Origin of the sequence: Gemmiger gallinarum (assembly GCF_014982805.1) — a bacterium.
Lineage (GTDB): Bacteria > Bacillota > Clostridia > Oscillospirales > Ruminococcaceae > Gemmiger > Gemmiger gallinarum.
This window is the reverse complement of record NZ_JADCKC010000003.1, coordinates 381609-403470: the sequence shown is the minus strand read 5'-3', so window position 1 is coordinate 403470 and position 21862 is coordinate 381609. Positions and strand designations below refer to the sequence as shown.

The window sequence follows — 21862 nt, the reverse complement described above, 5'->3', positions numbered from 1 at the left end:
GGACAGAGCGATATGCCGTATCGCCTTTTGACGTTGGATATTGACGGGACCTTGCGCCCGGGACGGGAGCGGGTGGTCCCGCGGGAGAATGTGGAGGCCGTGCGGGCCGTGCAGCGGGCGGGGGTCAAGGTGGCCATCGCCACGGGACGCTGCCGCATGGGCATTCCGGACAAGATGCTGGGGCGCATCCGGCCCGACTACTGGATCTGCGCCGCGGGAGCCCAGGTACTGGATGCTGCGGGCACGCCGCTGAGCACCCTGGCCATGACCAGTGAGCAGATGTATGCGCTGGTGGACTTTTTTGAGGACTACGAATATATGCTGGGCTTCAATTTTGACGACGGACCCTATGTCTATGTCAACTATGACCTCCAGCGGGAGCGGGAAGCCGGAATGGGCGGCATCGTCTACGCCAGGGACGGAGAGGACCAGGACCGGCATCTGGAGAGTATGCCTTTTTCGGCCTTTGGCCGGCTGCCTCATGAGGCGGTGGCGGATTTCCAGAAAAAGTACGGCTATCTGGGCCTGCGCTTCCTGTTTTACGGCGATGACGACGGCTGCGATATTCTGACCCCCGAGCAGGACAAGGCCCTGGGGCTGGATGTGATCTGCACGGCGGCAGGCATCGACCCGGCCCAGGTGGTGTCGGTGGGGGACGGCTCCAACGACTGCCGGATCCTGACCCGGGCGGGCCTGGGTGTCTGCGTGGAGGGCGGCAGCGAGCTTGCCCTGCGTGCCGCCGACCGCACCTGCCCTCCCGCCGCCGAATGCGGCGTGGCCCAGCTCTGCCGGGAATTGTGGCCGGAGGCTTTCGACCATGAAAAACACTGAGCCCCGCCCCGTGGGTCCCGGCCTGCCGCCGCTGTGCGGGGACCGTGCCCGGGTGCTGATCCTGGGCAGTTTCCCCAGCCCCAAGAGCCGGGAACAGGGCTTCTATTACGGCCACCCCCAGAACCGCTTCTGGCCGCTGATGGCCGCCCTGACCCGCAGCCCGGTGCCGGCCTGGCAGGACCTGGAAGCCAAGCGGGCCATGATCGTGGACCACGGGCTGGCGGTGTGGGATGTGGTGCGGTGCTGCACCATTGTGGGGGCGTCGGATGCCTCCATCCGGGATGTGGAGCCCAACGCCGTGCCCGAACTGGCCCGGCGGCTGGGAGTGGAACAGATCGTCTGCAACGGCGGGACCTCCGCCCGGCTGTATGCCCGCTGGCTGGAGAAGGACACCGGCATGGCAGCCCTCTGCCTGCCCTCCACCAGCCCGGCCAACGCGGCCTGTACCATGCCCCGCCTGACCGAGGCCTGGGGAGCCGCCCTCTTCCCCTGGCTGTGAACGTTTTTGTGTTTGCATGGCACGGTGTCATGTTATATAATGTAAGAAATAAGCTTTTGCTGGGAGGATGCCCATGAGCAAATTGCAGGAGATTCGCAAAAAGCCGGTTCTCCCTCTGTGGCTGGCGGCTTTGGCCTGGCCGGTGGGGGCGCTGCTGTTTCCAGTCTACTCCCTCTGGGGGCTGGCAGCCACGGCGGTCCTGAGCCTGGCGGTGTATCTGGTGTCGGCCAGGCTGTGCCCTGACCGCATCCAATACCGGGAGATCCCCTACGCCACCGGCAGTGAGGATGTGGACGCCATGCTGGCAGGCATCGAGAAAAATCTGGATGCCCTCCATGCCCTCAACGATGCCATCCCCGACGCGCAGCTCTCCAACGAGATGGACCGCATGGAGCGGGCGGGCCGGGGCATCCTCAAGGCGGTGGAGGCCGCCCCCGACAAGGCCCCCCAGATCGACCGCTTTGCCCGGTATTATCTGCCCGAGGTGGTCAAGATCATGGGAGCCTATGCCCGGATGGAACAGGGCGGCATCCGCGGCGACAATGCGGACCAGATCCAGAAGGAAGTCCGGGAAAACGCCGCCACCATGGCCACAGCCTTTGAAAACCAGCTGGACAGCCTTTATTCCGCCGAAGCCATGGACATCAGCACCGACATTGAGGTGCTGGATCATATTTTGAAAAGCCAGAATCTTGCCCAGTGAACCGGTGACAAGCCGCCGGGAGTCTGAATACAGGAAAGGACGGACATCAGCATGAATGACAAGGATTTTGATTTCGATACCCAGGCCGCGCCCAGCCTGACGCTGGACGCTGCGCCTGCGGCTCCCTCTCTCACTCTGGACCCTGCCGCCGACGAAAAGGTGGTGGAGGAGGCCAAAAAGCCTACCCCGGTCAAGGTGGAGGATACCCCGCTTTCCCCCGAAGAGCAGAAGATGGTGGACGACTTTGCCGAGAAGATCGATATCACCAACAGCCAGATGGTGCTGCAGTACGGCGCCGCCAGCCAGAAAAAGCTCAGCGATTTTTCGGACACGGCGCTCTCCCGGGTCAAGACCAAGGACATGGGGGAGACCGGCGAGCTCATCACCGGCCTGATCACCGAGCTCAAGGGCTTTGACGCCACCGAGCAGAAGGACAAGGGCTTTTTCGGCAACCTGTTCCGCCGGACCAGCTACAACATCGAGAACATGAAGACCCGCTACGAGAAGGCCGATGTCAACGTGGAGCGCATCAAAGCTCAGCTGGAGGACCATCAGGTGGTGCTCATGAAGGACATCACCATGCTGGACAAGATGTACCAGCTCAACCTGGTCTACTTCAAGGAACTGACCATGTATATCCTGGCCGGCAAGAAAAAGCTGGAGCAGGTCCGTTCCACCCAGCTGAAGGAGGCCAACGAGAAGGCTCAGCGCACCCAGCTGCCCGAGGACGCCCAGGCGGCCCGGGACCTGGCCGATCTCTGCGACCGGTTTGAAAAGAAGCTGTACGACCTGCAGCTCACCCGCAACATCAGCATTCAGATGGGCCCGCAGATCCGGCTCATCCAGGCCAATGACACCATGATGGCGGAAAAGATCCAGACCACCATCGTCAACACCATTCCCCTGTGGAAGAACCAGATGGTGCTGGCCCTGGGTATGGCTCACAGCCAGCAGGCCATGGAGGCCGAGCGTGCCGTCACCGACGCCACCAACGAGCTGCTGCGCAAGAATGCCGCCACCCTCAAGCAGGGGACCATCGACATTGCCAAGGAGTCCGAGCGGGGCGTGGTGGATCTGGAGACGCTGCAGCAGACCAACCGGGAGCTCATCAGCACGCTGGATGAGCTCAACAAGATCCGCGCCGACGGCAAAGCCAAGCGCGCTGCGGCTGAGCAGGAGCTGGGCCGCATCGAGGGCGAGCTGCGCGCCAAACTGATGGAGACAACAAAGTAACATGCAGTTGGAACAACAGGAGACTTTCCGCATTGAAGGTCCCCAGCTGGAGGTATTCGGCCAGGTGGAGAGCAAACTGCCCGCCCCGGCCAGAAAGCGCCCCACTGCGGCGCTGGCTCTTGTGGTGCTGGCGGTGGTATCGGTGCTGGGCATCGGCGGGGCCAAGCTCAACACAAAGTACAATCAGGTGCGGGATATCTACTCCTCCGCCAATGAGCACGGCCAGAGCATGGAGAACGATCTCTCCCTGCGGGCCGATGCGGCAGCCAACCTGATCCGCCTCTGCGGTCAGGCGCTGGGGGAAGATGCCCCCTCGGTGCAGGCGGCGCAGCAGGCCCTGGATGCCTGGAACGCCACCGACGCCGACCACCCCGCCGACCAGTTTGCCGCCAACACGGCCCTGGGCAGCGCGGTGGAGATCATGTACAATGAGACGGTGGATGCAGGGAAAAGCACCGAGTCCATCGAGACCCAGCATGCGGAATTTCTGTCCCGGCAGGATATCATTCTGCGTACGGCGGGCAATGAATACAACCCCGCCGCCGAGGAATACAACAAAACCCTCAGCGCTTTCCCCGCCAATGTGATGGGGGCGCTGTGGGGCATCGGGGAGGTGGAAGCATTCCAATGAACCACAAGATACTCAGACGGCTGGTAGCCCCGCTGTTGGCTGTGGTGTTTGCCATGGCAGCCGCCCTGCCTGCCGCCGCCGCGCCGGAGGTGGACAAAAACAAGGCGGTCATCGACAATGCCGGCATCCTTTCCGCCGACACCGAGGAGGCCATCACCAATTTGTCAAGGGCCCTCAGTGATACCTGCGGCGCCCAGATCGGCGTCTACACCGTGGATCAGGTGGGCAACACCACCATGGAAGGCTACGCCTACGAGGTGCTTAATGCTTGGAGCCTGGGGGACGAGGATAAGGACAACGGCGTCTTGCTGCTGCTGGCCTCCGGCGACGACGATTACTGGGCGGTGCAGGGCGCCGGACTGGAAACGCTGCTGCCCACCACCACCCTCAGCCGCATCCTTGCAGATGATCTGGAACCCAGCTGGGTCCAGAAAGATTACGATACCGGCACCCGGGCCACGGTGGAGGCTCTGGCAAAGGAGCTGGCCCGCATCTACGGCGTGTCCATGGATGTGTCCGCGGTGGCTGCCGGTGACTTTTCCTCGGTGGGCGGTACGGCTACTGCACAGAAAGGGGGAATCCCTGTGGGAGTGGTAGTCCTCATCATTGTTCTGATCCTGGCCTTTGTATTGATTCTGGCCACGCCGCGGTTCCGGGGACCCGGGTACGGCGGGCCCCGTTACAGGGGACCCAGAGCCTTCTTTTTCTTCGGACCGCCCCGTCCTCCGCGCCCGCCCCGTCCCCCCCGCGGACCCCGTTATGGTGGTCCCCGCCCGCCTCGCGGCGGGTTTGGTCCCGGTTTTGGTCCCGGACCCGGCGGCCCTCGCCCCGGCGGCGGTCCCCGGCCGGGCGGCGGTGCCCGCCCGGGCAATTTCCGTGCGGGCGGCGGTTCCACGCGCGGCGGCGGAGTTGGACGCCGCGGATAATTGAACGGCGGGCCATGACCCGCTGTGGAGGTTTTACAAATGTTGGATCAGGCATTCAATACCGTTTATACCAAATTCAAGCTGCATTTTTACCAGAAGGTATTCAGCCGCTTTGAAAACCGGGAGGCGACTCTGACGACGGTGGAATCCTTCTGCATGGAGGGCATCATGGCGCTGGGCAGCCCTACGGTGGCACAGTTTGCCCAGGCAATGCACATCTCAACGCCCAACGCTTCCTACAAGATCAACAGCCTGATCCAGAAAGGCTATGTGGAGAAGGTGCGCTCCGAGACCGACCGCCGGGAGTATCACCTGCGCCCGACCCAGAAGTATCTGGATTACTACAACATCAGTTACGCCTATCTGCAGACGGTGGTGGACCGGGTCAAGGCACGGTTTTCCCCTGAGGACGTGGCCAAGCTGGACGAGATGCTCACCGTTGTGGGCAATGAGCTGATGCCTGAGATCATCGCCCCGGAGACCAGGGACTGACCGCTGCAGGACAGTCCGGGACCGTGTCTCCTCCGATGGGGCAGAAAGAAGTCTTTTTTCGCAAGCAAGAAGCCGCTGACAGCGCAGCCGGGATTCCGGCGGCCGGTCGGCGGCTTTTTGCCTGCGAAAAGGCGGTTTGCATCCACGGGACGGCGTTCAACCCTGCACGCTCTGTGCGATTTTTGACAGATGATTGCGTTTTTTGCAGCTGGATACTATAATATTGTTTATGCGGCCCTGCTGCGGCGGGGCCGTTTTTTGGTGGAATCGTTTGGAAAAGGAGAGTTTTGGAGTGAAGAGAGAAAAGTTCAATTCCCGGCTGGGCTTTTTGCTGGTCAGTGCCGGGTGCGCCATCGGCATCGGCAATGTCTGGCGCTTCCCCACGGTCACGGGTGAGAACGGCGGCGGTGTGTTTGTGCTGTTCTACCTGCTGTTCCTCATCACCATGGGCATTCCCGTCCTGACCATGGAGCTGGCTGTGGGCCGTGCGGGCCGGGCCAGCGCCGGAGCGGCCTACCGCAATCTGGAGCCCAAGGGCACCAAATGGCACTGGCATGGCTGGGCCTGCCTGATCGGCTGTGTGGTGCTGATGATGTACTACACCACCGTCACCGGCTGGATGATGAGCTACTTTGTCAAGTTCATCACCGGCACCTTCAACGGCCTGTCTGCCGAGGCAGTGCCCAACGTTTTTGTGGAACTGCTTGCCGACCCCTTTGAGATGGGGTTCTGGATGGCGGTGGCCGTGGTGCTGGGCTTTGTGGTGTGCAGCTTTGGCCTGCAGAAGGGTCTGGAGCGCATCAGCAAGTGGATGATGGTGGCACTGCTGCTGCTCATCGTTGTGCTGGCGGTGCACAGCATCCTGCTGCCCGGAGCAGGGGAGGGCCTGTCCTTCTTCCTGCTGCCCGACTGGGGCCGTGCCATGGAGCAGGGCCTGGGCAGTGTCATTGTCGCCGCCATGAACCAGTCCTTCTTTACCCTCAGCCTGGGCATCGGCGCCATGGAGATCTTCGGCAGCTACATGAAGCGGGACCACGCCCTGGCCGGCGAGGCCGCCCGCATCTGCGTGCTGGATACCTTTGTGGCCGTGTCGGCGGGCCTTATCATTTTCCCGGCCTGCTTCACCTTCGGCATCTCGCCGGATTCCGGCCCCAGCCTCATCTTCCAGACCCTGCCCAACGTCTTTACCAATATGTCGGGCGGACGCCTGTGGGGTGCGCTGTTCTTCCTGTTCATGACCTTCGCCAGCTTTTCCACCGTGCTGGCCGTCTTTGAGAACATTATCGCCTGCGTCATGGACCTGTTCCATCTGTCCCGCAAAAAGGTCTGCATCATTGGCTGCATCTTTATCCTCATTGCCAGCCTGCCCTGTGTGCTGGGCTACAATGTGTGGGGTGCCTTTGCTCCCCTGGGCGATGGTACCACCGTTCTGGACCTGGAGGACTTCATCGTCTCCAACCTGCTTCTGCCCCTGGGCAGCCTGGTCTATCTGCTGTTCTGCGTCAGCCGCTGGGGCTGGGGCTTTGACAACTACATCAAGGAAGCCAACGACGGCCAGGGCCTGCGGATGCCCCGGGTACTCAAGCCGTACTTCCAGTTTATTCTGCCCATCCTGATCCTGGTCATTCTGGTCCAGGGTCTGGTGCCCACCATCACCAAGCTGATGGGTGCCTGAGAAACGTCTTTTCACGCCCGCTCTGCTCTCCGGCAGGGCGGGCTTTTTTGGTGTGTAAAAGGTCAGGTTTCCTGCAAAATGCGGTTGGCGTATTGGCTCAGCGCCTCACAGGGTTCCGGGCGGCACCGGTATCCCACTCCGTTTATGATGACAAAGGGGGAGAAGGCCGTGACCTCCAGCCGGGTGCCGTCGGTCTTCTCAATGACAAAGAGACAGGTCTGACCCGCATAGTCCTGATAGGAGTCGTCCTCCCGGTAGACGACGATTTTCCGCAGCAGTTCCGCCAAACGTTCGGAGTCCCGGAGCGGCACCGTCTCACCGGGCGGGAAAAGCTGGACCCGGGCGGAGGCGATGTCCCCGGCCTGCAGATCCGCAAAAGGCTTTTGCCCGGCGGAAAGTCCCATGGCGAACAGGGCAGCTGCCAGGAAAAGGACAGGGACAGCGGCAAACATTTTCTTTTTCATGGGGAAACCCTCCTGTCTGTTTCGTCTTTTATAAATAAAGACGCGGATAATGAACCATCGTTACAGCGGACAGGGCATCGACCCGGGCCATTGAAATATGGTATAATAAAAAAAGAGGGTGTCGCTCCGCCGGCGGCAAAGGCACGGCAGAGCGGCGGCAGGAAAGAATGAGACATAAGGAGGGCGCCATGCAGCCGAATCTCACCCAGGAGGAAACCCAGTGCCTGGCCGGTTATCTCACCGGCTGGGCAGACACCGCAGAGGCGCTGCAAATGCAGCAGTATATTCAGCACGGAAATGTCACCACCTACGAGCACTGCATGCGGGTTGCGGCCATCAGTTTCTGGCTCAACCGGCGGCTGAACCTGGGCTGTGATGAGGCCAGCCTGGTGCGGGGGGCTTTCCTTCACGACTTTTATCTCTACGACTGGCATCTGCCCCATCCGGAGATGGGACTTCACGGCTTTACCCACCCGGCCACGGCACTGGCCAACGCCGAGGCCCGGTACTCCCTCAACGACCGGGAACGCAACGTCATCCGCAGCCATATGTGGCCGCTGACGCTGCTGACCCCGCCCCGCTGCCGGGAGGCCGCCGTGGTCTGCGTGGCGGATAAGCTGTCCTCCACCACCGAGACGCTGCTGGAGCGCAGCCGTCCTCTGGTACCTGCCGCCCAGACTGCGGGCCGGCACTGACCCCCGGATTTTTATGGCAGCACAAGCGTGATAACAGACTGCGCCGCCCGGCGGACCGTGAATACGGTTTGCCGGGCGGCGCTTTTGGTGTCCGGCCGCTGCAAAAGAGAGGTAAACTTTTGCTGATCTATTGTAAAACAAAAATAATTTATTGAAAAACAATAAAAAACACTTGAAAAACAATATGCGCTGTGGTATGCTGTTGCCATACCGGAAGGAGGAATGTCCCGTGCCGAAGCAAGATCAAACCAACAGCCATTTTTGGGACGACCGAAAAAGCATTGCCCTGACCCGCGTCATCACGGTGGCGATCTTTTTTGTCTGTATTGCCGTGGCCGTGATGGGCCCGGCCATTGTGGACTGGCTCATCGCCCGGGGGCGCGTGGGGGTTCAGGGCCCGGCGGTGCGCTGGGTGATGCTGGGGCTGGGGTATCTGCTGGCCGCCCTGGCCCTGTGGATGCTGTGGAATCTCTTCCGCTTTCTCACCCGGCTGGAGCAGGGTCAGGTGTTCGTGCCCCAGACGGTGGAGGCGCTGCGGCGCATCAGCCGGTGCTGCGCAGCGGCGGCCGTCATCTGCATTCCCTCGGGGGCGGTGCTGTATTTCCCCTTTGCCTGCATGGGCATTGCGGCGGGATTTATGGCTCTCATTGTGCAGGTGGTCAAACATGCCTTTGAGCAGGCCCTGAAAATGAAAGACGAACTGGACTTTACCATCTAAAAGGAGCTGCTGTCCATGCCCATCAATGTCAATCTGGATGTCATGATGGCCAGGCGGCACATCGGCGCGGGAGAACTTGCCGAAAAGATCGGCATCACGCCGGCAAACCTGTCCATCCTCAAAAACAACAAGGCCAAGGCGGTGCGGTTTTCCACTCTGGAAGCCCTCTGCCGGGTGCTGGACTGCCAGCCGGGAGATCTGCTGGAATACCGACCCGGTCCTGACGACGATACCCCTTGATCCTCTGACTTCATCCGTAACCCCTCCGCCGCAGACCCGGGCGGCGCTCACAAGACGCGGCTGACAGAAAACGCCATCCTGTCCCGAGGAAAAAACCTGGTTTCCCGGAAGGCACCGTTTTTTTGGCAAGCCGCGCAGAAAGGAAAACTGCATATGGATTCCATGCCCAAAGAGGGCGCGCCGCGCCCCCTCTATTCAAGTGCGCCCGATTATACCGAAAACTTTCCTCCCGCCCTGAAGCCGGCGGAAAAATGGACCCCGCCCAAAGGCTTTGTGACGGCGGCGGTATTCAGCTACCTGCCCGCCTACTTCTATACCCGTTATGTACTGTTCAGTCCGGATTACCGCTGGTCCATGCTGGCTTTTGCGGTGGTGTATCTCATCGAGGTGGAGCTGCTCTGCCGCATCCACAAGCGCCCCGATTCCGCCGAAAGCACCTTCTGGATGGTCTGCTGGCTGGTGCAGAGTGCCGCCATGATGGTTTTTGACGCTCATGCCGGGACCCTTTACGGTCTGCAGTGGCTGGCCTGGCATGCCACCGCCGTTTACTGGACGGTCTGCCGCAGCGGCATGCTCTGTGCAGGACAAAGCGGTCTGTGGACACCCTTTGATCTGCTCATGGGGGTAACGGTGCTGCCCTGGCGGGACTTTCTGCTGCGGGCCAGGACTCTGGCCCACGGCGGGGCCGGCCTGCTGCACCGTGCGGGAGCCAATTCCCGCAAAGCGCTGGGAGGGCTGTTCAGCGCGGCGGTGGCAGCGGCGGTCTGCATCTTTGCCTGGGGACAGCTGGCCGGGGTGGACGCTACCTTTGCCCGCCTGGGTGAGGGAGTGTTCCAATGGCTCCATAACCTCCTGGCCCTGGATACCGTGATGGTTTTTATCCTGTCGCTGCCGGTGGGAGCATGGCTGTTCGGCCTTATCGGCGGCAGCCTCAGCCATACCCGGCCTCCTTTCCCGGAGAAAACCCTGAATGCCGGACTGGCTGCCCTGCCGCGGCTGCCCGTCTCCACCGGATATCTGGTGCCCGGTGCGCTGTGCGCGGTGTATGCCCTCTTTTTCGGCGTCCAGGCTGTGGAGTTCCTTTCGGCGGCGGGGCAGGGCCTGAGCGCTCAGGCGGCTTCCGACTTTGCCGTCACCGGTTTCTGGGAACTCTGCCGTATTCTGCTGCTGGACTTTGTGGTTCTGGCTGTACTGCGGCTGTTCGGTGCCCGACCCCTGCGTCAGGCAGGAAGCCAGCGCCGCCTCATGACGGTTTTCTGCGTGTTCGGTTTTCTCTTTGCCGCGCTGGCGGCCTCCAAGCTGGGAGCCTATATCCTTTTGTACGGCCCCACCCCCCAGCGGGTGCTGTCCGGATGGTTCCTGGCTGTGCTGCTGGTGTGGTGCGGGCTGGCCGTGCTGTGGCTGTTCCGACAGATCCCCGCCGCCCGCATGGCGGTGCTGGTGCTGGCAGGCAGCTTCAGCATGCTCTGCTGTGCCGATATCGAGAGCTTCTGCCTCCAGCAGAACATCGATCGCTGGCAGACGGGAACCATCCAGACGGTGGATGAGGACCTGTTCTACACCTGCGGCGTGCCGTACAATGATCGGGTCTCCCGGTATGCTGTCTCTGCGCTGAACGAGGCGGGCTGGTTCACCGGCCGCAGCGCTTCTGAGATCGGCGAAATCTACTATGACCTCAGCGGCTGTACCGCCGGGACCTGCTATCTGGACCTGCCCGACGGCAGACTGGCACTGCATTTTTCCGACAATGTCTGCACCGGCACCCAGGTCGTTCCGGAGGAATAAAGCCATGACCAAAAGACAAACTCTGTTTGCAGGGCTGTTTCTGGCCGTCACGGTGGCGGCGCTGTGGCTGGTGTTTTCCCATGTGGAGAGCTTTCGCAATGCCCGTGGGCTGAAAGCCGCCCTCACCGCCCTGACCCGGGGCACCACCACGCTGGAGGAGGCGGTCCCCTTCGACTGGGAGGCAGTGTACAGTTTTGAACCTTACACCAGTCGGGAGGAGATCGCCCGGACCATCGGCTTTGACAGCCCCGAGATCTCCGAGACCATTGGGGAGGGCGTCACCCAGCTGATTTTCGTGGAGGAGGACCGGGTGGTGCTGTGCATTTGTGCTTACCCGGAAAATCTGGGCTATGATGTTGACTTTACCGGATGTGTGCGGTATGGTGAACATACCCCTTTTACTGTCCGGCAGGGGAGCGTGGTACGCCTCAGCCTGGAACCGGCCTGAGGGATGAATACACAAGAGGGAGAATGCTATGCAGGAACAATACAACCGTACCCGGCGGCTTCTGGGTCAGCCCGCACTGGACACACTGCGGGGCGCCCATGTGGCGGTTTTCGGCATTGGCGGGGTGGGCGGCCACGCGGCCGAGGTCCTGGCCCGCAGCGGGGTGGGGGAGCTGACCTATGTAGATAATGACACCGTTGCCCCCTCCAACCTCAACCGGCAGATTGTGGCGCTGCGCTCCACCCTGGGACAGTATAAGGTGGACGTTATGGCGGCCCGCACGGCAGACATTGACCCGGATATCCAGGTGCATGCCCTGCGGATGTTCTACGGCCCCGACACAGCGGACCAGATCGACCTGAGTCAGTTCGACTATGTACTGGACTGCATTGATACGGTTTCCTCCAAGCTGATGCTCATTGAGCGCTGCAAACAGGCTGGGGTGCCGGTGCTTTCCAGCATGGGCGCCGCCAACAAGATGGACCCCACGGCCTTCCGGGTGGCGGACATTTCCCGGACCAGCGTCTGCCCGCTGGCACGCATCGTCCGCATCCAGTGCCGCAAACGGAAGATTGATAAGCTCAAGGTGGTGTTTTCCACCGAGCCGCCCCTGGCCCCTCTGCCTCAGGAGGATGGGGAACAGGCAGCACCCGGCCGCCGCACGGTCCCGGCTTCCAATGCCTTTGTCCCTGCCGCCTGCGGGCTGGTCATGGGCGGAGAGGCGGTCAAGGACCTGCTGCGCATGGCAGGAACCCTTCGGCCGGATGTGTGAGCCCGACCCCTGAACAATGTGATAAAAATCCCCGGAGAGCGTTGTCGCGTTCTTCGGGGATTTTTTTGCAAAAACAAATTTTTTTGTAAAAAACGTGCAAAGTGCCGGATTTTTGCTCCATTTCCACTTCATCAAGATAAACCAAAGGCAAACGTAAAAAATATTTTAATGCATCTAAAAGAAGCCGTGCTGCTGAAAAGCCCCTTGCATAGACCGTGAAAACGGTTGTGCAGGGGGCTTTTTCCTGTTATTCCGCCTTGGAGTCCGGGGGCAGGGCTTTGAGTACCAGATTCAGGATATCGCCGGCCAGACCAGCCTGATCGGGGGAGAGAGAAAGCATTTTGTAGACCAGCGCCGGGTTGACAGTGGTTGTATCTTCCGACTGCCCGAACACAAGATCATCGGAGCTGCAGTGCAGAGCGGTGGTCAGTTTGCGCAGAGTCTGGACTGTCATGCCCTTGCGGCCGGTCTCGATGTCGGCCAGGAACTGGGTGGAGATCTCAGCCTGTTCAGCCAGACGTTCCCGGGAAAGAGTCTGCTGCTCCCGCATATGGCGGACCCGCAGACCGATCTCCTGATTGAGCCTGTTGTCAGATGCCATGCAAAAGCCCCCTCTCACACAATAAACCACAAAATATAAATTATTATAGCATACTTTGCGGAAATTCGGAAGTACTGGTAGACATTGACAATCAATAGCTATAGTGATGCCATTTACTCAACAAAAGAAGCTGTTACATATAAACAATAGATATACTTGGAGCGGAAACAAATGCCAGAAAAGATAAAGAAGACTGTCTTGCGGTGTATGTTACCGCTCTTTTTCATTGTGTTGCTCACCGGATGCGGCGGCGAACCCAGCGTCACTGCCCAGGCGGGGGAGACGGTGTACACCACGCTGTTCAATTTTACAGTCAGCGATGTGCAGACCATCGACAGTTATACCGGGGTGGATATCCCGGAGGGCAGCAAGCTGGTCAGTATGCAGCTTACGGTGGAGAACACCAGCGATGAGAGCTACACCATGTTTGCAGAGGACTTCCAGCTTCAGTGGGGCGATGGCGACGATGACTTCGGCACCTGCCTGGAGGCGGTGGATGATGACATGGTCCCTTATTCCTATGAACTGGAGCCGGGGCAAAGCCATACCGGCACTATGCTGGTGACAGTACCGGAAGAATGTACGCAGCTCACCGTTGCGTATCAGGAAGTCAAGGCCAGCGGGAAAAACGGAACGGCTTACTTTGTGGAGGCTTCGCTGTGAAGCGCTTCCTGTTGATGGCGGGGGTATTTGTCTCCGGCCTGGCAGCGGCAGGGCTGGCAGTCGTCGTGATGATGGCGCCTACCTGGATCAGAGAGTGGAACCTGCGGCAGCAGAAACCGGAGCTTGAGACTGCGGTGACTGTGACCGAAGAGGAACAGTCCAGTGAAGAGGACATCGAGCAGGCACAGCGGGAAAAATTTGCTGACTTGCTGGCGCAGAATCCGGATGTGGTGGGATGGATCACCATCCCGGATACCCCCATTGACCTGCCGGTGATGCAGACCACAGACAACGAGTTTTACCTCCGGCTTGGGCTGGACAAGGAGTATGACAATCTTGGCTTGCCTTTTGTGGATTATGAATGCGACTTGAAAAACAGCCGGAACCTGATTATTTACGGCCACAACATGGGCGTGGATGACACCGACCGTTTTTCCAGCCTGCAGGAATACCGGGACACCAGCTATTATGCCAAGCACCCGGTGATCCAGCTGGATACCCTGTACGGGAGTCAGACCTATAAGGTGATTGCCGTGTTTGCAGTCACGGCCCGTACCAGCGATGAAGATTTCTTCCAGTTCAACAAATATGTTGACTTTGAGGATGATACCGCGGAACAGGAATACCTGGATGCGGTACAGGCGCGTGCCTTTTACACCACGGGCGATTATGCACGCGCCGATGAGCACCTGCTGACCCTTTGCACCTGCACCTACGAGATGGACGATGCCCGTCTTGTGGTGATGGCACGCCCGCTGCGGGAGGGGGAAAGCACCGAGGCCGACAGCGTGACGGTCAATCCCGATCCGCTGCTGCCGGCAAGATGGCCGTCCGGGGCATGATGCCCGGACGAAATATGGATGGTTTCAAACGTGTGGCTGACAACACATGGGGGCTTGCCAACCTTGCGCTTGAAATAGATTGCGAAAAAGGAGTAATAATATGCAGAAAACGAAAAAGTTTCGCCGTCTGCTGGCTGCGCTGCTGGCGGTGCTGATGCTGAGCATCGGCATTCCTGCTATGGCGTTTGCTACGGGCGATTCTAACTCTGTAAGACCCACGTTCCAATTTGTTGATGTTGCAGATGGCAAAATCGTTGCGACAGAAATCGCCGGTAAAGTTTATCAAATCAACAAAGAGTATACGATCGAAGATATGTACGAAGGCGACGTATCGGTACCGAACGACTATAAGTTCGCTGGATCTGAGGATTGGACTTTTGTCATTAAGGATGCCGAAAATACTACAGTTTCGGTTGCAGTCGAGAAGATCGAAAATTCTCAACCGACTGAAAAGAAGGTTTACCTGAATTTCTACGACGAGAAGAATTCGGTCCAGGTGGCTGAAATCGCTATTGAGGTTGCTGCCGATGCAGGCAACGTGAACTACACCAAGGTTCTGGAGCACCTCCCTGATGGCTATGAGTACATTGGCGAGCAGGGTGATCTGGCAATTTCGGATAAGTATGTGTATGTTCCGGTTCAACCCGTTGAAGATTCTGAGCCGACTACTGTTATCATGACCATCCGCTTTATGGATGGCGATGAGTTTGTTGCCGGCGGTGACTACTTCCTGCCCGAGGGCGTTCAGAACTACTCTGTTCTGGAGCAGTACCTCCCCGACGGTTACAAGCTGAGCGTCTCCGGCGACTTCATGGTTGCCGAGGGCACCAGCCTGGATGTCCGCGTCGAGAAGATCGTCAAGGATGTCATCATGAACATCCGCTTCATGGACGGCGATACCTTCGTTTCCGGCGGTGACTACTTCCTGCCCGAGGGCGTTCAGAACTACTCTGTTCTGGAGCAGTACGTCCCCGTTGGCTACCAGATGAGCGTTTCCGGCGACTTCATGGTTGCCGAGGGCACCAGCCTGGATGTCCGCGTCGAGAAGGTTAACGATGCCATCATCGTCAACATCGCTTTTGTTGATCCCTACGGCAATGTGATTGCCGGCGGTGACTACTTCGTTCCCGCTGGTGTTCAGAACCGTCAGGTCCTGGACCGCTACGTTCCTCAGGGCTACAAGCAGGCTGTGACCGGCGATATCCTCTTCGAGGCCGGCGAGCACTATGACATCAATCTGGTTGAGGACACCTCCATCGTCAACATCCAGTTCATCGACATGGAAGGCAATGTGATTGCTGGCGGCGACTACTTTGTTCCCACTGGCATCCATAACCGCACCGTCCTGAACCAGTATGTCCCCGAGGGCTACTATCAGGTCGTTACCGGCGATATCCAGTTCATCTACGGCCAGCACTACGAGATCGTCATCGATCGCGTTCCCGAGACTGCTACCGCAAAGACTGCTGTCTTCCGCAAGGGCGAGAATGATGTCTGGAATGAGAATCCCGACAACCCGGACGAAGTCCATTACACCTTCTGGAGCTTTGATCCTGACGAGCCCTGCACTGTTCCTTCCATCACTACTGGCGACAAGAGCAAGGCTCTCGACTACTGGGTTTGCGATCTGGATGAGACCGTGACCCTGCAGCCTGGTGAGGATTTCTGCTACAATGATCTGGATCAGGGCAAGCTGGAGGGCTGCTCCGGCGACTTCGCCTTCTATCCGGTCTATAAGGATGTTACCACTACATCCAACACCGTCACCGCCTCCTCCGACGATTCCAGCGATGAGGTCGTCAAGGCTGAGGCCCCTGCTGACAACAGCACCAAGATCCTGCCCCAGACTGGCAACCAGGGCGTTGTCAGCCCCGTGAGCTTCGTCGTGGTTCTGTGCGCGGCTCTGGCTGGTGCAGCTGTTTACCTGTTTGCTATTCGTAAAAAGCTGAACTAAACCCAATCGGTTTGGTCTCCCCCATGAGCGGGTAAGTTTACCCGGCTGCTTTTTCTGATGGCGACATTCTCCAATAGAATGCACTAGGGTGTCACAACCCAAAAAATACAGGCCCGAGGCCATTGGCTTCGGGCCTGTATTTTTTGTGCCTTGGGGAGGAAAAGCGCTCAGGTGCCGCTCCGGTACTGCCTGGGTGTCATGCCGTATCGCGCCTTGAACCGGCGGTTAAAGTTGGAGAGGTTCTCAAACCCGGCCTGCTCGGCAATGCTCAGCACCGTGTCGTCGGTGGTGCGCAAAAGCTCCGCCGCCGCTGCCAGCCGCCGCTCGTTGAGATAGGCCCCGAAGGTGGTGCCGGTCATTTTCCTGAACCACCGCATAAAATGACTGGCGCTGCATCCGCATACCGCCGCGGCATCCGGCACCGTCAGGGGAGCGGCGCAGTTGTCCTCAATGCGCTGGAGCAGTTTCCGAAGCCGCGCGGTGCCCACACTGTCCGGCTGGGCCGGGGGCAGGTTCTGCTCCGCCAGCAGCAGCGCCATAAAGCGCAGCATGGCTCCCTTGACCCCCAGTTCAAACCCGCTGCGCCGGGTGCGGCAGAATTCCTCCGCATCGGTCAGGCAGGCAGACAGGGCCGGATATCCTGCATCCTCCAGGGATATCCGCACCGGCAGCGTCAGCCGCCCGGACTGCAGCGGCATCAAATACTGCTGTACACACAGGTCGTCCGACCCGCCCAGAAGGGTGGTGGAAAAGATGAAATTCTCGTATTCCATCCGCTTGCCCGGGGACTGCCGCAGGCCGTGAAGTGTCTTTGGAGGCAGTACAAAAATATCCCCCGCACGCGCCTCCATAACGCTGAGAGAAACCTGGGCAAGGCCTGCGCCGCCTTTGATATAGATCAGCTCCATGCTGTTCTGCCAGTGCAGAGGGACAGAGTCAAAGTCGTCCGGAATGGTGCATGGATAGATGTTGAAGGGAAACAGTGCGCTGCCGTGCTCTTTTTCCTCCCGATACAGTTCCCCTTCCGGGCGGGCCGATGTCTGCGGCATGAGAATCTCTCCTTCCACGGCAAGGAAGCCTGCCGGACTGTGATTATGATAGGATAATACCATAAAATGCAAGGATAGTGCAAGATACAGGTTGTAAAGTGTGATAATACTACATGTTAAGGATACGCCGGACGGCGTATCCCTGGCCGCAGCCCCCGGGGGGAAAATAATCCATATTTTTCACCGGCCAATTTCCGGGCGCGGCTTGATAGAGGGTCTGACCACTGCAACGAAGGAGTTGATCTGCATGCAAGGGACCATCCAGCAAAATCTGATTGAACTGACCGGCAAGCCTGTTGCGGATTGCACCGATCAGGAACTGTATCTCGCACTTCTCAACCTTGTCCGCCGGGAGAGCGAAGCACGCCGCACCCCGGTGTCGGGCAAGAAACTGTATTATATTTCCGCCGAATTTCTCATCGGCAAACTGCTCTCCAATAACCTTATCAACCTGGGCCTCTACGACGAGGTGAAAACCTGCCTCAAGGAGGCGGGCAAGAGCCTGTCCGTCATTGAGGAAGTGGAGCCGGAACCCAGCCTGGGCAACGGCGGTCTGGGGCGTCTGGCCTCCTGCTTCCTGGACTCTCTGGCGACCATGGACCTGCCGGGGGACGGCATCGGTCTGCGCTACCACTTCGGCCTGTTCCGGCAGGACCTGTCCCAGGGCGTCCAGCAGGAACAGCCCGACCCCTGGCTGACCGACCACTGCTGGGCGGAGCCCACCGATACGGTGTTCCCTGTCAGCCTGGGCGGCCACCCCGTCAACGCCCGCCTCTACCGCCTGGCCGTGACCGGCTATGAGGGCCGCACCAACACCCTGAACCTTTTTGACCTGGACACCATCGACGAGTCCATGGTCACCGAGGGCATCCGTTTTGACAAGACCGACATTGAAAAATGCCTGACGCTGTTCCTTTACCCCGACGATTCCGACGAGGCGGGCCGCCTGCTGCGCATCTACCAGCAGTATCTCATGGTGTCGGCAGGCGCCCAGCTCATTCTGGCCGAGTGCCAGGAGCGGGGCAGCAACCTGCATGATCTGGCCGACTACGCCGCCATCCAGATCAACGACACCCATCCCAGCATGGTCATCCCCGAGCTCATCCGCCTGCTGGAGGAGAAGGGCATCGGCTTTGAGGAGGCGGTGCAGATCGTCACCGATACCTGCGCCTACACCAACCACACCATTCTGGCCGAGGCACTGGAAACCTGGCCCTGGAACTATCTGGAGAAGGTGGTGCCCCAGCTCATGCCCATCATTGGCAAGCTGGACGACCTGGCCCGCTCCCGCACCGATGACCGCAGCCTGGCGGTGGTGGATGACCACGGCAACGTCCACATGGCCCATATGGATATTCACTTTACCCACTCCACCAACGGCGTGGCGGCGCTGCATACCGAGATTTTGAAAAACACCGAGCTCAACGGGTTTTACCGACTCTATCCAGACAAGTTCAACAACAAGACCAACGGTATCACCTTCCGCCGCTGGCTGCTGGAATGCAACCCGGCCCTGGCGGCTGAGATCGAAACCCTCATCGGCCCGGATTTCAAGAAGGATGCCTCCCGGCTGGAACAGCTCATGCAGTACACCGATGCCGCCGAGGGCGACGTGGTGGTGCTTCAGCAGTTCGCCCAGATCAAGGCGGACAACAAGAAGGCGCTGGCCTCCTGGCTGGGGGAGAAGGGCATCCGGGTGGACCCCGAGGCCATGTTTGACATCCAGATCAAGCGCCTGCACGAGTACAAGCGCCAGCAGCTCAATCTGCTTTATCTAATTCACCAGTACTTTGAGATCAAGGCGGGCCACACGCCGGCGGTGCCGCTGGTGAGTATCTTCGGCGCCAAAGCGGCACCGGCCTACACCATCGCCAAGGATATCATCCATGCCATCCTGACCCTAAGCAAGGTCATTGCCGCCGACCCCGAGGTCTCCCGCTGGCTGCAGGTGGTATTTGTGCCCAACTACAATGTCACCATCGCGGAAAAACTCATTCCCGCCTGTGACCTGTCCGAACAGATCAGCCTGGCCTCCAAGGAGGCTTCCGGCACCGGCAACATGAAGTTCATGCTCAACGGCGCCCTGACCCTGGGCACCATGGACGGCGCCAACGTAGAGATCGCCGAGCTGGTGGGCAAGGACAACATCTATATTTTCGGTGCCAGCAGCAATCAGGTCATCCACCGCTATGCGGCGGGGGATTACTGCGCCCGGGAATGGTACGAGGCCGACCCCAACCTGTGCCGTGCTATCGACTTTCTGACCGGCCCCGAGATGCTGGCCGCCGGCCGGAGCGAAAATCTGGAACGGCTGAAAAACGAGCTCATCTATAAGGACTGGTTCCAGACGCTGCCCGACTTCAACGCCTATGTGGTGCGCAAGGACCAGGCGCTGGCGGATTACGCCTTTGACCCGTTGGGCTGGAGCCGCCGCGCCCTCATCAACATTGCCAAGGCGGGCTACTTCTCCTCCGACCGGACCATCGGGGAGTATAACCGGGATATTTGGCACCTGACCGCCCAGCACTGACCTTGCAATCAGGCCGGGGCACAGGGTATAATAGAGGTGTCAACAACAGAACAGACAAAATTTCAGGGACGGCTGTCGGGTTGGCAGCCGTCCCTTTCGTGTGTGCGCGTTTTTTCAGGGTGCACAGACACGCTTTGGCATCGCACAGGCGGCGCCGCATTAAGGGAGAGTGACAGGCAATGAGAGAACAGCAGGCGGCGGCGCTGCCCGCCTATACCGGTAAGGATCTGGGGGCCACCTGGCAGAGGGAACGTACCATTTTCAAGCTGTGGGCCCCCACAGCATCGGCGGTGCGGGTGCTGCTGTACGCCACCGGTTCGGACGATGAGCCCGACGCGGGACTGCGGGGGTATCACCTGATGGAACCCACCGGACAGGGTGTCTGGCAGGTCCATGTGGAAGAAAACCTGGCCGGAGTCTATTATGTCTATGCCCTGCAGTTTGAGGGCAAAGAAGGGGAAGTCCTCACCGCCGACCCCTACGCCAGAGCCTGCGGCATCAACGGACGGCGCAGTATGGTCATTGATCTGGCCTCCGCCGCGCCGGAAGGATGGGAGAAGGACCGCCGCCCGGAGATTCCCGCCCATGCCCGCTGCATCTGGGAGACCCACGTGGGGGACTTCTCGGCGGACCCGGCCGGCGGCGTGCCGGAAGCGTGGCGTGGCAAATATCTGGGCTTCACGGCGGAAAACACCTGCCTGGACGGCGACCCGGAAAAGCCCACCTGCCTGGCCTATCTCAAAGGGCTGGGGGTGAGCCATGTGCAGCTCATGCCCATCTTTGACTATGGCCGCATTGACGAGGCCGACCCGGACGGCTACAACTGGGGCTATGACCCGGTCAACTACAATGTGCCGGAGGGCAGCTATGCCACCGACCCCTACCATGGGGAGGTCCGGGTGCGGGAATGCCGCGCCATGATCGCGGCCATCCACCGGGCGGGGCTGGGCGTGGTGATGGACGTGGTCTATAACCACACCTATCAGCCGGACGGCTGGCTGGAACGCACGGTGCCCGGCTATTACTGCCGCCGCACGCCGGACGGTCACCTGACCAACGGCTCCGGCTGCGGCTGTGACCTGGCCAGCGAGCGCCGGATGATGCGCAAGTATATTGTGGACTCCTGCCTGTACTGGGCCAGGGAATACCATGTGGACGGCTTCCGCTTCGACCTTATGGCGCTGGAGGACGCGGAGACCATGAACGCCATCCGCGCCGCCCTGGACGCTCTGCCCGGCGGGCGGGACATCCTGATGTACGGCGAGCCCTGGATGGGCGGCGGCACCTGCATGGATACGGGCGCCCGGCCGTCGGACAAGGGGGCTCTGGATGTGCTGGACCCGCGCATCGGCTTTTTCTGCGACGCCACCCGGGACGACATCAAGGGCGGAGTGTTCGACGCCAAGTCTCCCGGCTATGTGAACGGCGGCCCCTACCATGGGGTGCACCTGCTCCACGCCGTGGACGCCTGGCAGGACGGCGAGGCGGGCTTCCGGCCCCGGGCAGCGGGCCAGGTGGTGCAGTACGTCTCGGCCCACGACAACTACACCCTGTGGGACAAGCTCAAGCTGGTGGCAGGGCGCACGAACTTCGACGACCCCGACGCCGACCTTCTGGCCCAGAACCGCATGGCTGCGGGCATCTATCTCACCTGCCGTGGTCTGCCCTTCATGCTGTCGGGGGAGGAGTTCGCCCGCACCAAGGGAGGAAACGGCAACAGCTATCTGGGCCCCCAGCCGGTCAACCGGCTGGACTGGCGCCGTGCCGCTGAGATGCAGCCGCTGGTGGATTACTACCGGGGGCTTCTGGAGATTCGCCGTGCCCATCCCGAACTGTCGGGGGCGGCGGGGGAGACGGCTCCCATTCTGCTGGCCATGCCCGGCTGGATGATCGGCTTTGTGCTGGAAAAGCAGGACGGCGAGGGAGAACTGGCCGTCTACTATAATCCCGAAACCACCTCTCAGTGGGTGGAGCTGCCCGGCGGGCCCTGGCGGCGCCTGTGTGACGGCACCCGCGCCGGCGCCCGGCCCTTTGGAGAGGAGCTTTCCGGCCATGTGGAGCTGGCCCCGGTCAGCGTCAACATTTTTGTCCGTCAGTAAGGGCAAAAGGCC

Annotated in this window: 22 protein-coding genes; 19 read left to right on the top strand and 3 right to left on the bottom strand. The window is 60.1% G+C overall.

The genetic code is table 11. The features are described 5' to 3' along the window. The first annotated feature begins 12 nt into the window (after positions 1 to 12). The 8 genes from INF35_RS11070 (at position 13) to INF35_RS11035 (ending at position 6990) form a co-directional block, all read left to right on the top strand. The gene (locus INF35_RS11070) at positions 13 to 831 is read left to right on the top strand and encodes an HAD family hydrolase (protein ID WP_193502422.1); all 819 of its coding nucleotides are present in this window, start codon (positions 13 to 15) and stop codon (positions 829 to 831) included. Further along, positions 818 to 1330 carry a DNA-deoxyinosine glycosylase gene (locus INF35_RS11065; RefSeq protein ID WP_193502420.1) on the top strand — a complete coding sequence of 171 codons (513 nt, stop codon included), beginning with the start codon at positions 818 to 820 and terminating at the stop codon, positions 1328 to 1330. Before INF35_RS11070 ends, INF35_RS11065 begins: the two co-directional genes overlap by 14 nt. A gap of 73 nt (positions 1331 to 1403) precedes the next feature. Next, on the top strand, positions 1404 to 2033 hold the full coding sequence (locus INF35_RS11060) for a 5-bromo-4-chloroindolyl phosphate hydrolysis family protein (protein WP_193502418.1): 630 nt from the start codon (positions 1404 to 1406) through the stop codon (positions 2031 to 2033). Positions 2034 to 2084: 51 nt separating this feature from the next. Next, positions 2085 to 3266: a toxic anion resistance protein gene (locus INF35_RS11055; protein ID WP_193502416.1), complete on the top strand. Its 1182-nt coding sequence runs from the start codon at positions 2085 to 2087 to the stop codon at positions 3264 to 3266. A 1-nt stretch (position 3267) separates the two neighbouring features. Next, complete coding sequence (locus tag INF35_RS11050; RefSeq protein ID WP_193502415.1) at positions 3268 to 3897, top strand: hypothetical protein; 630 nt, start codon at positions 3268 to 3270, stop codon at positions 3895 to 3897. Beyond that, positions 3894 to 4823, top strand: a complete 930-nt coding sequence (locus INF35_RS11045; protein ID WP_193502414.1) for a TPM domain-containing protein — start codon at positions 3894 to 3896, stop codon at positions 4821 to 4823. Before INF35_RS11050 ends, INF35_RS11045 begins: the two co-directional genes overlap by 4 nt. Before the next feature lie 39 nt (positions 4824 to 4862). Further along, on the top strand, positions 4863 to 5315 hold the full coding sequence (locus tag INF35_RS11040) for a MarR family winged helix-turn-helix transcriptional regulator (protein ID WP_193502413.1): 453 nt from the start codon (positions 4863 to 4865) through the stop codon (positions 5313 to 5315). A gap of 292 nt (positions 5316 to 5607) precedes the next feature. Beyond that, positions 5608 to 6990, top strand: a complete 1383-nt coding sequence (locus INF35_RS11035) for a sodium-dependent transporter (protein ID WP_193502412.1) — start codon at positions 5608 to 5610, stop codon at positions 6988 to 6990. 62 nt (positions 6991 to 7052) lie between these two features. Here the strand turns inward: INF35_RS11035 and INF35_RS11030 are convergent, their stop codons facing one another. Then, on the bottom strand, positions 7053 to 7454 hold the full coding sequence (locus INF35_RS11030; protein WP_193502411.1) for a hypothetical protein: 402 nt from the start codon (positions 7452 to 7454) through the stop codon (positions 7053 to 7055). 188 nt (positions 7455 to 7642) lie between these two features. Here INF35_RS11030 and INF35_RS11025 point away from each other — a divergent pair, with 188 nt between their 5' ends. The 6 genes from INF35_RS11025 (at position 7643) to INF35_RS11000 (ending at position 12112) form a co-directional block, all read left to right on the top strand. Next, a complete protein-coding gene (locus tag INF35_RS11025) occupies positions 7643 to 8149 on the top strand; it encodes an HD domain-containing protein (RefSeq protein WP_193502410.1) in 507 nt (168 codons plus the stop codon). 229 nt (positions 8150 to 8378) lie between these two features. Continuing rightward, entirely contained in the window at positions 8379 to 8867 is a 489-nt protein-coding gene (locus INF35_RS13870; RefSeq protein ID WP_193502409.1) for a DUF2975 domain-containing protein, read from the top strand. 15 nt (positions 8868 to 8882) lie between these two features. Beyond that, positions 8883 to 9107, top strand: a complete 225-nt coding sequence (locus INF35_RS11015) for a helix-turn-helix domain-containing protein (RefSeq protein WP_193502408.1) — start codon at positions 8883 to 8885, stop codon at positions 9105 to 9107. A gap of 153 nt (positions 9108 to 9260) precedes the next feature. After that, positions 9261 to 10892, top strand: coding sequence for a DUF4153 domain-containing protein (locus INF35_RS11010; protein WP_193502407.1), 1632 nt, complete (start codon positions 9261 to 9263; stop codon positions 10890 to 10892). A gap of 4 nt (positions 10893 to 10896) precedes the next feature. Then, on the top strand, positions 10897 to 11340 hold the full coding sequence (locus INF35_RS11005; protein WP_193502406.1) for a hypothetical protein: 444 nt from the start codon (positions 10897 to 10899) through the stop codon (positions 11338 to 11340). Positions 11341 to 11368: 28 nt separating this feature from the next. After that, the gene (locus INF35_RS11000; protein ID WP_193502405.1) at positions 11369 to 12112 is read left to right on the top strand and encodes a tRNA threonylcarbamoyladenosine dehydratase; all 744 of its coding nucleotides are present in this window, start codon (positions 11369 to 11371) and stop codon (positions 12110 to 12112) included. A gap of 247 nt (positions 12113 to 12359) precedes the next feature. On the opposite strand, the gene INF35_RS10995 is transcribed toward INF35_RS11000, so the two are convergent. Continuing rightward, entirely contained in the window at positions 12360 to 12713 is a 354-nt protein-coding gene (locus INF35_RS10995) for a helix-turn-helix domain-containing protein (RefSeq protein WP_193502404.1), read from the bottom strand. A 207-nt stretch (positions 12714 to 12920) separates the two neighbouring features. Between INF35_RS10995 and INF35_RS10990 the strand changes: the two genes are divergently transcribed. The 3 genes from INF35_RS10990 (at position 12921) to INF35_RS10980 (ending at position 16172) form a co-directional block, all read left to right on the top strand. Next, positions 12921 to 13376, top strand: coding sequence for a DUF4352 domain-containing protein (locus tag INF35_RS10990; protein WP_193502403.1), 456 nt, complete (start codon positions 12921 to 12923; stop codon positions 13374 to 13376). Further along, entirely contained in the window at positions 13373 to 14218 is an 846-nt protein-coding gene (locus INF35_RS10985; RefSeq protein ID WP_193502402.1) for a class B sortase, read from the top strand. Before INF35_RS10990 ends, INF35_RS10985 begins: the two co-directional genes overlap by 4 nt. A gap of 100 nt (positions 14219 to 14318) precedes the next feature. Beyond that, on the top strand, positions 14319 to 16172 hold the full coding sequence (locus INF35_RS10980) for a hypothetical protein (protein ID WP_193502401.1): 1854 nt from the start codon (positions 14319 to 14321) through the stop codon (positions 16170 to 16172). Positions 16173 to 16339: 167 nt separating this feature from the next. Here INF35_RS10980 and INF35_RS10975 read toward each other — a convergent pair whose 3' ends face one another. Then, positions 16340 to 17221, bottom strand: coding sequence for an AraC family transcriptional regulator (locus INF35_RS10975; protein WP_193502400.1), 882 nt, complete (start codon positions 17219 to 17221; stop codon positions 16340 to 16342). Positions 17222 to 17468: 247 nt separating this feature from the next. Here INF35_RS10975 and INF35_RS10970 point away from each other — a divergent pair, with 247 nt between their 5' ends. Then, positions 17469 to 19751: a glycogen/starch/alpha-glucan phosphorylase gene (locus INF35_RS10970; RefSeq protein WP_193502399.1), complete on the top strand. Its 2283-nt coding sequence runs from the start codon at positions 17469 to 17471 to the stop codon at positions 19749 to 19751. A 179-nt stretch (positions 19752 to 19930) separates the two neighbouring features. After that, complete coding sequence (pulA, locus tag INF35_RS10965) at positions 19931 to 21850, top strand: type I pullulanase (protein ID WP_193502398.1); 1920 nt, start codon at positions 19931 to 19933, stop codon at positions 21848 to 21850. The last annotated feature ends 12 nt before the right edge of the window (positions 21851 to 21862 follow it).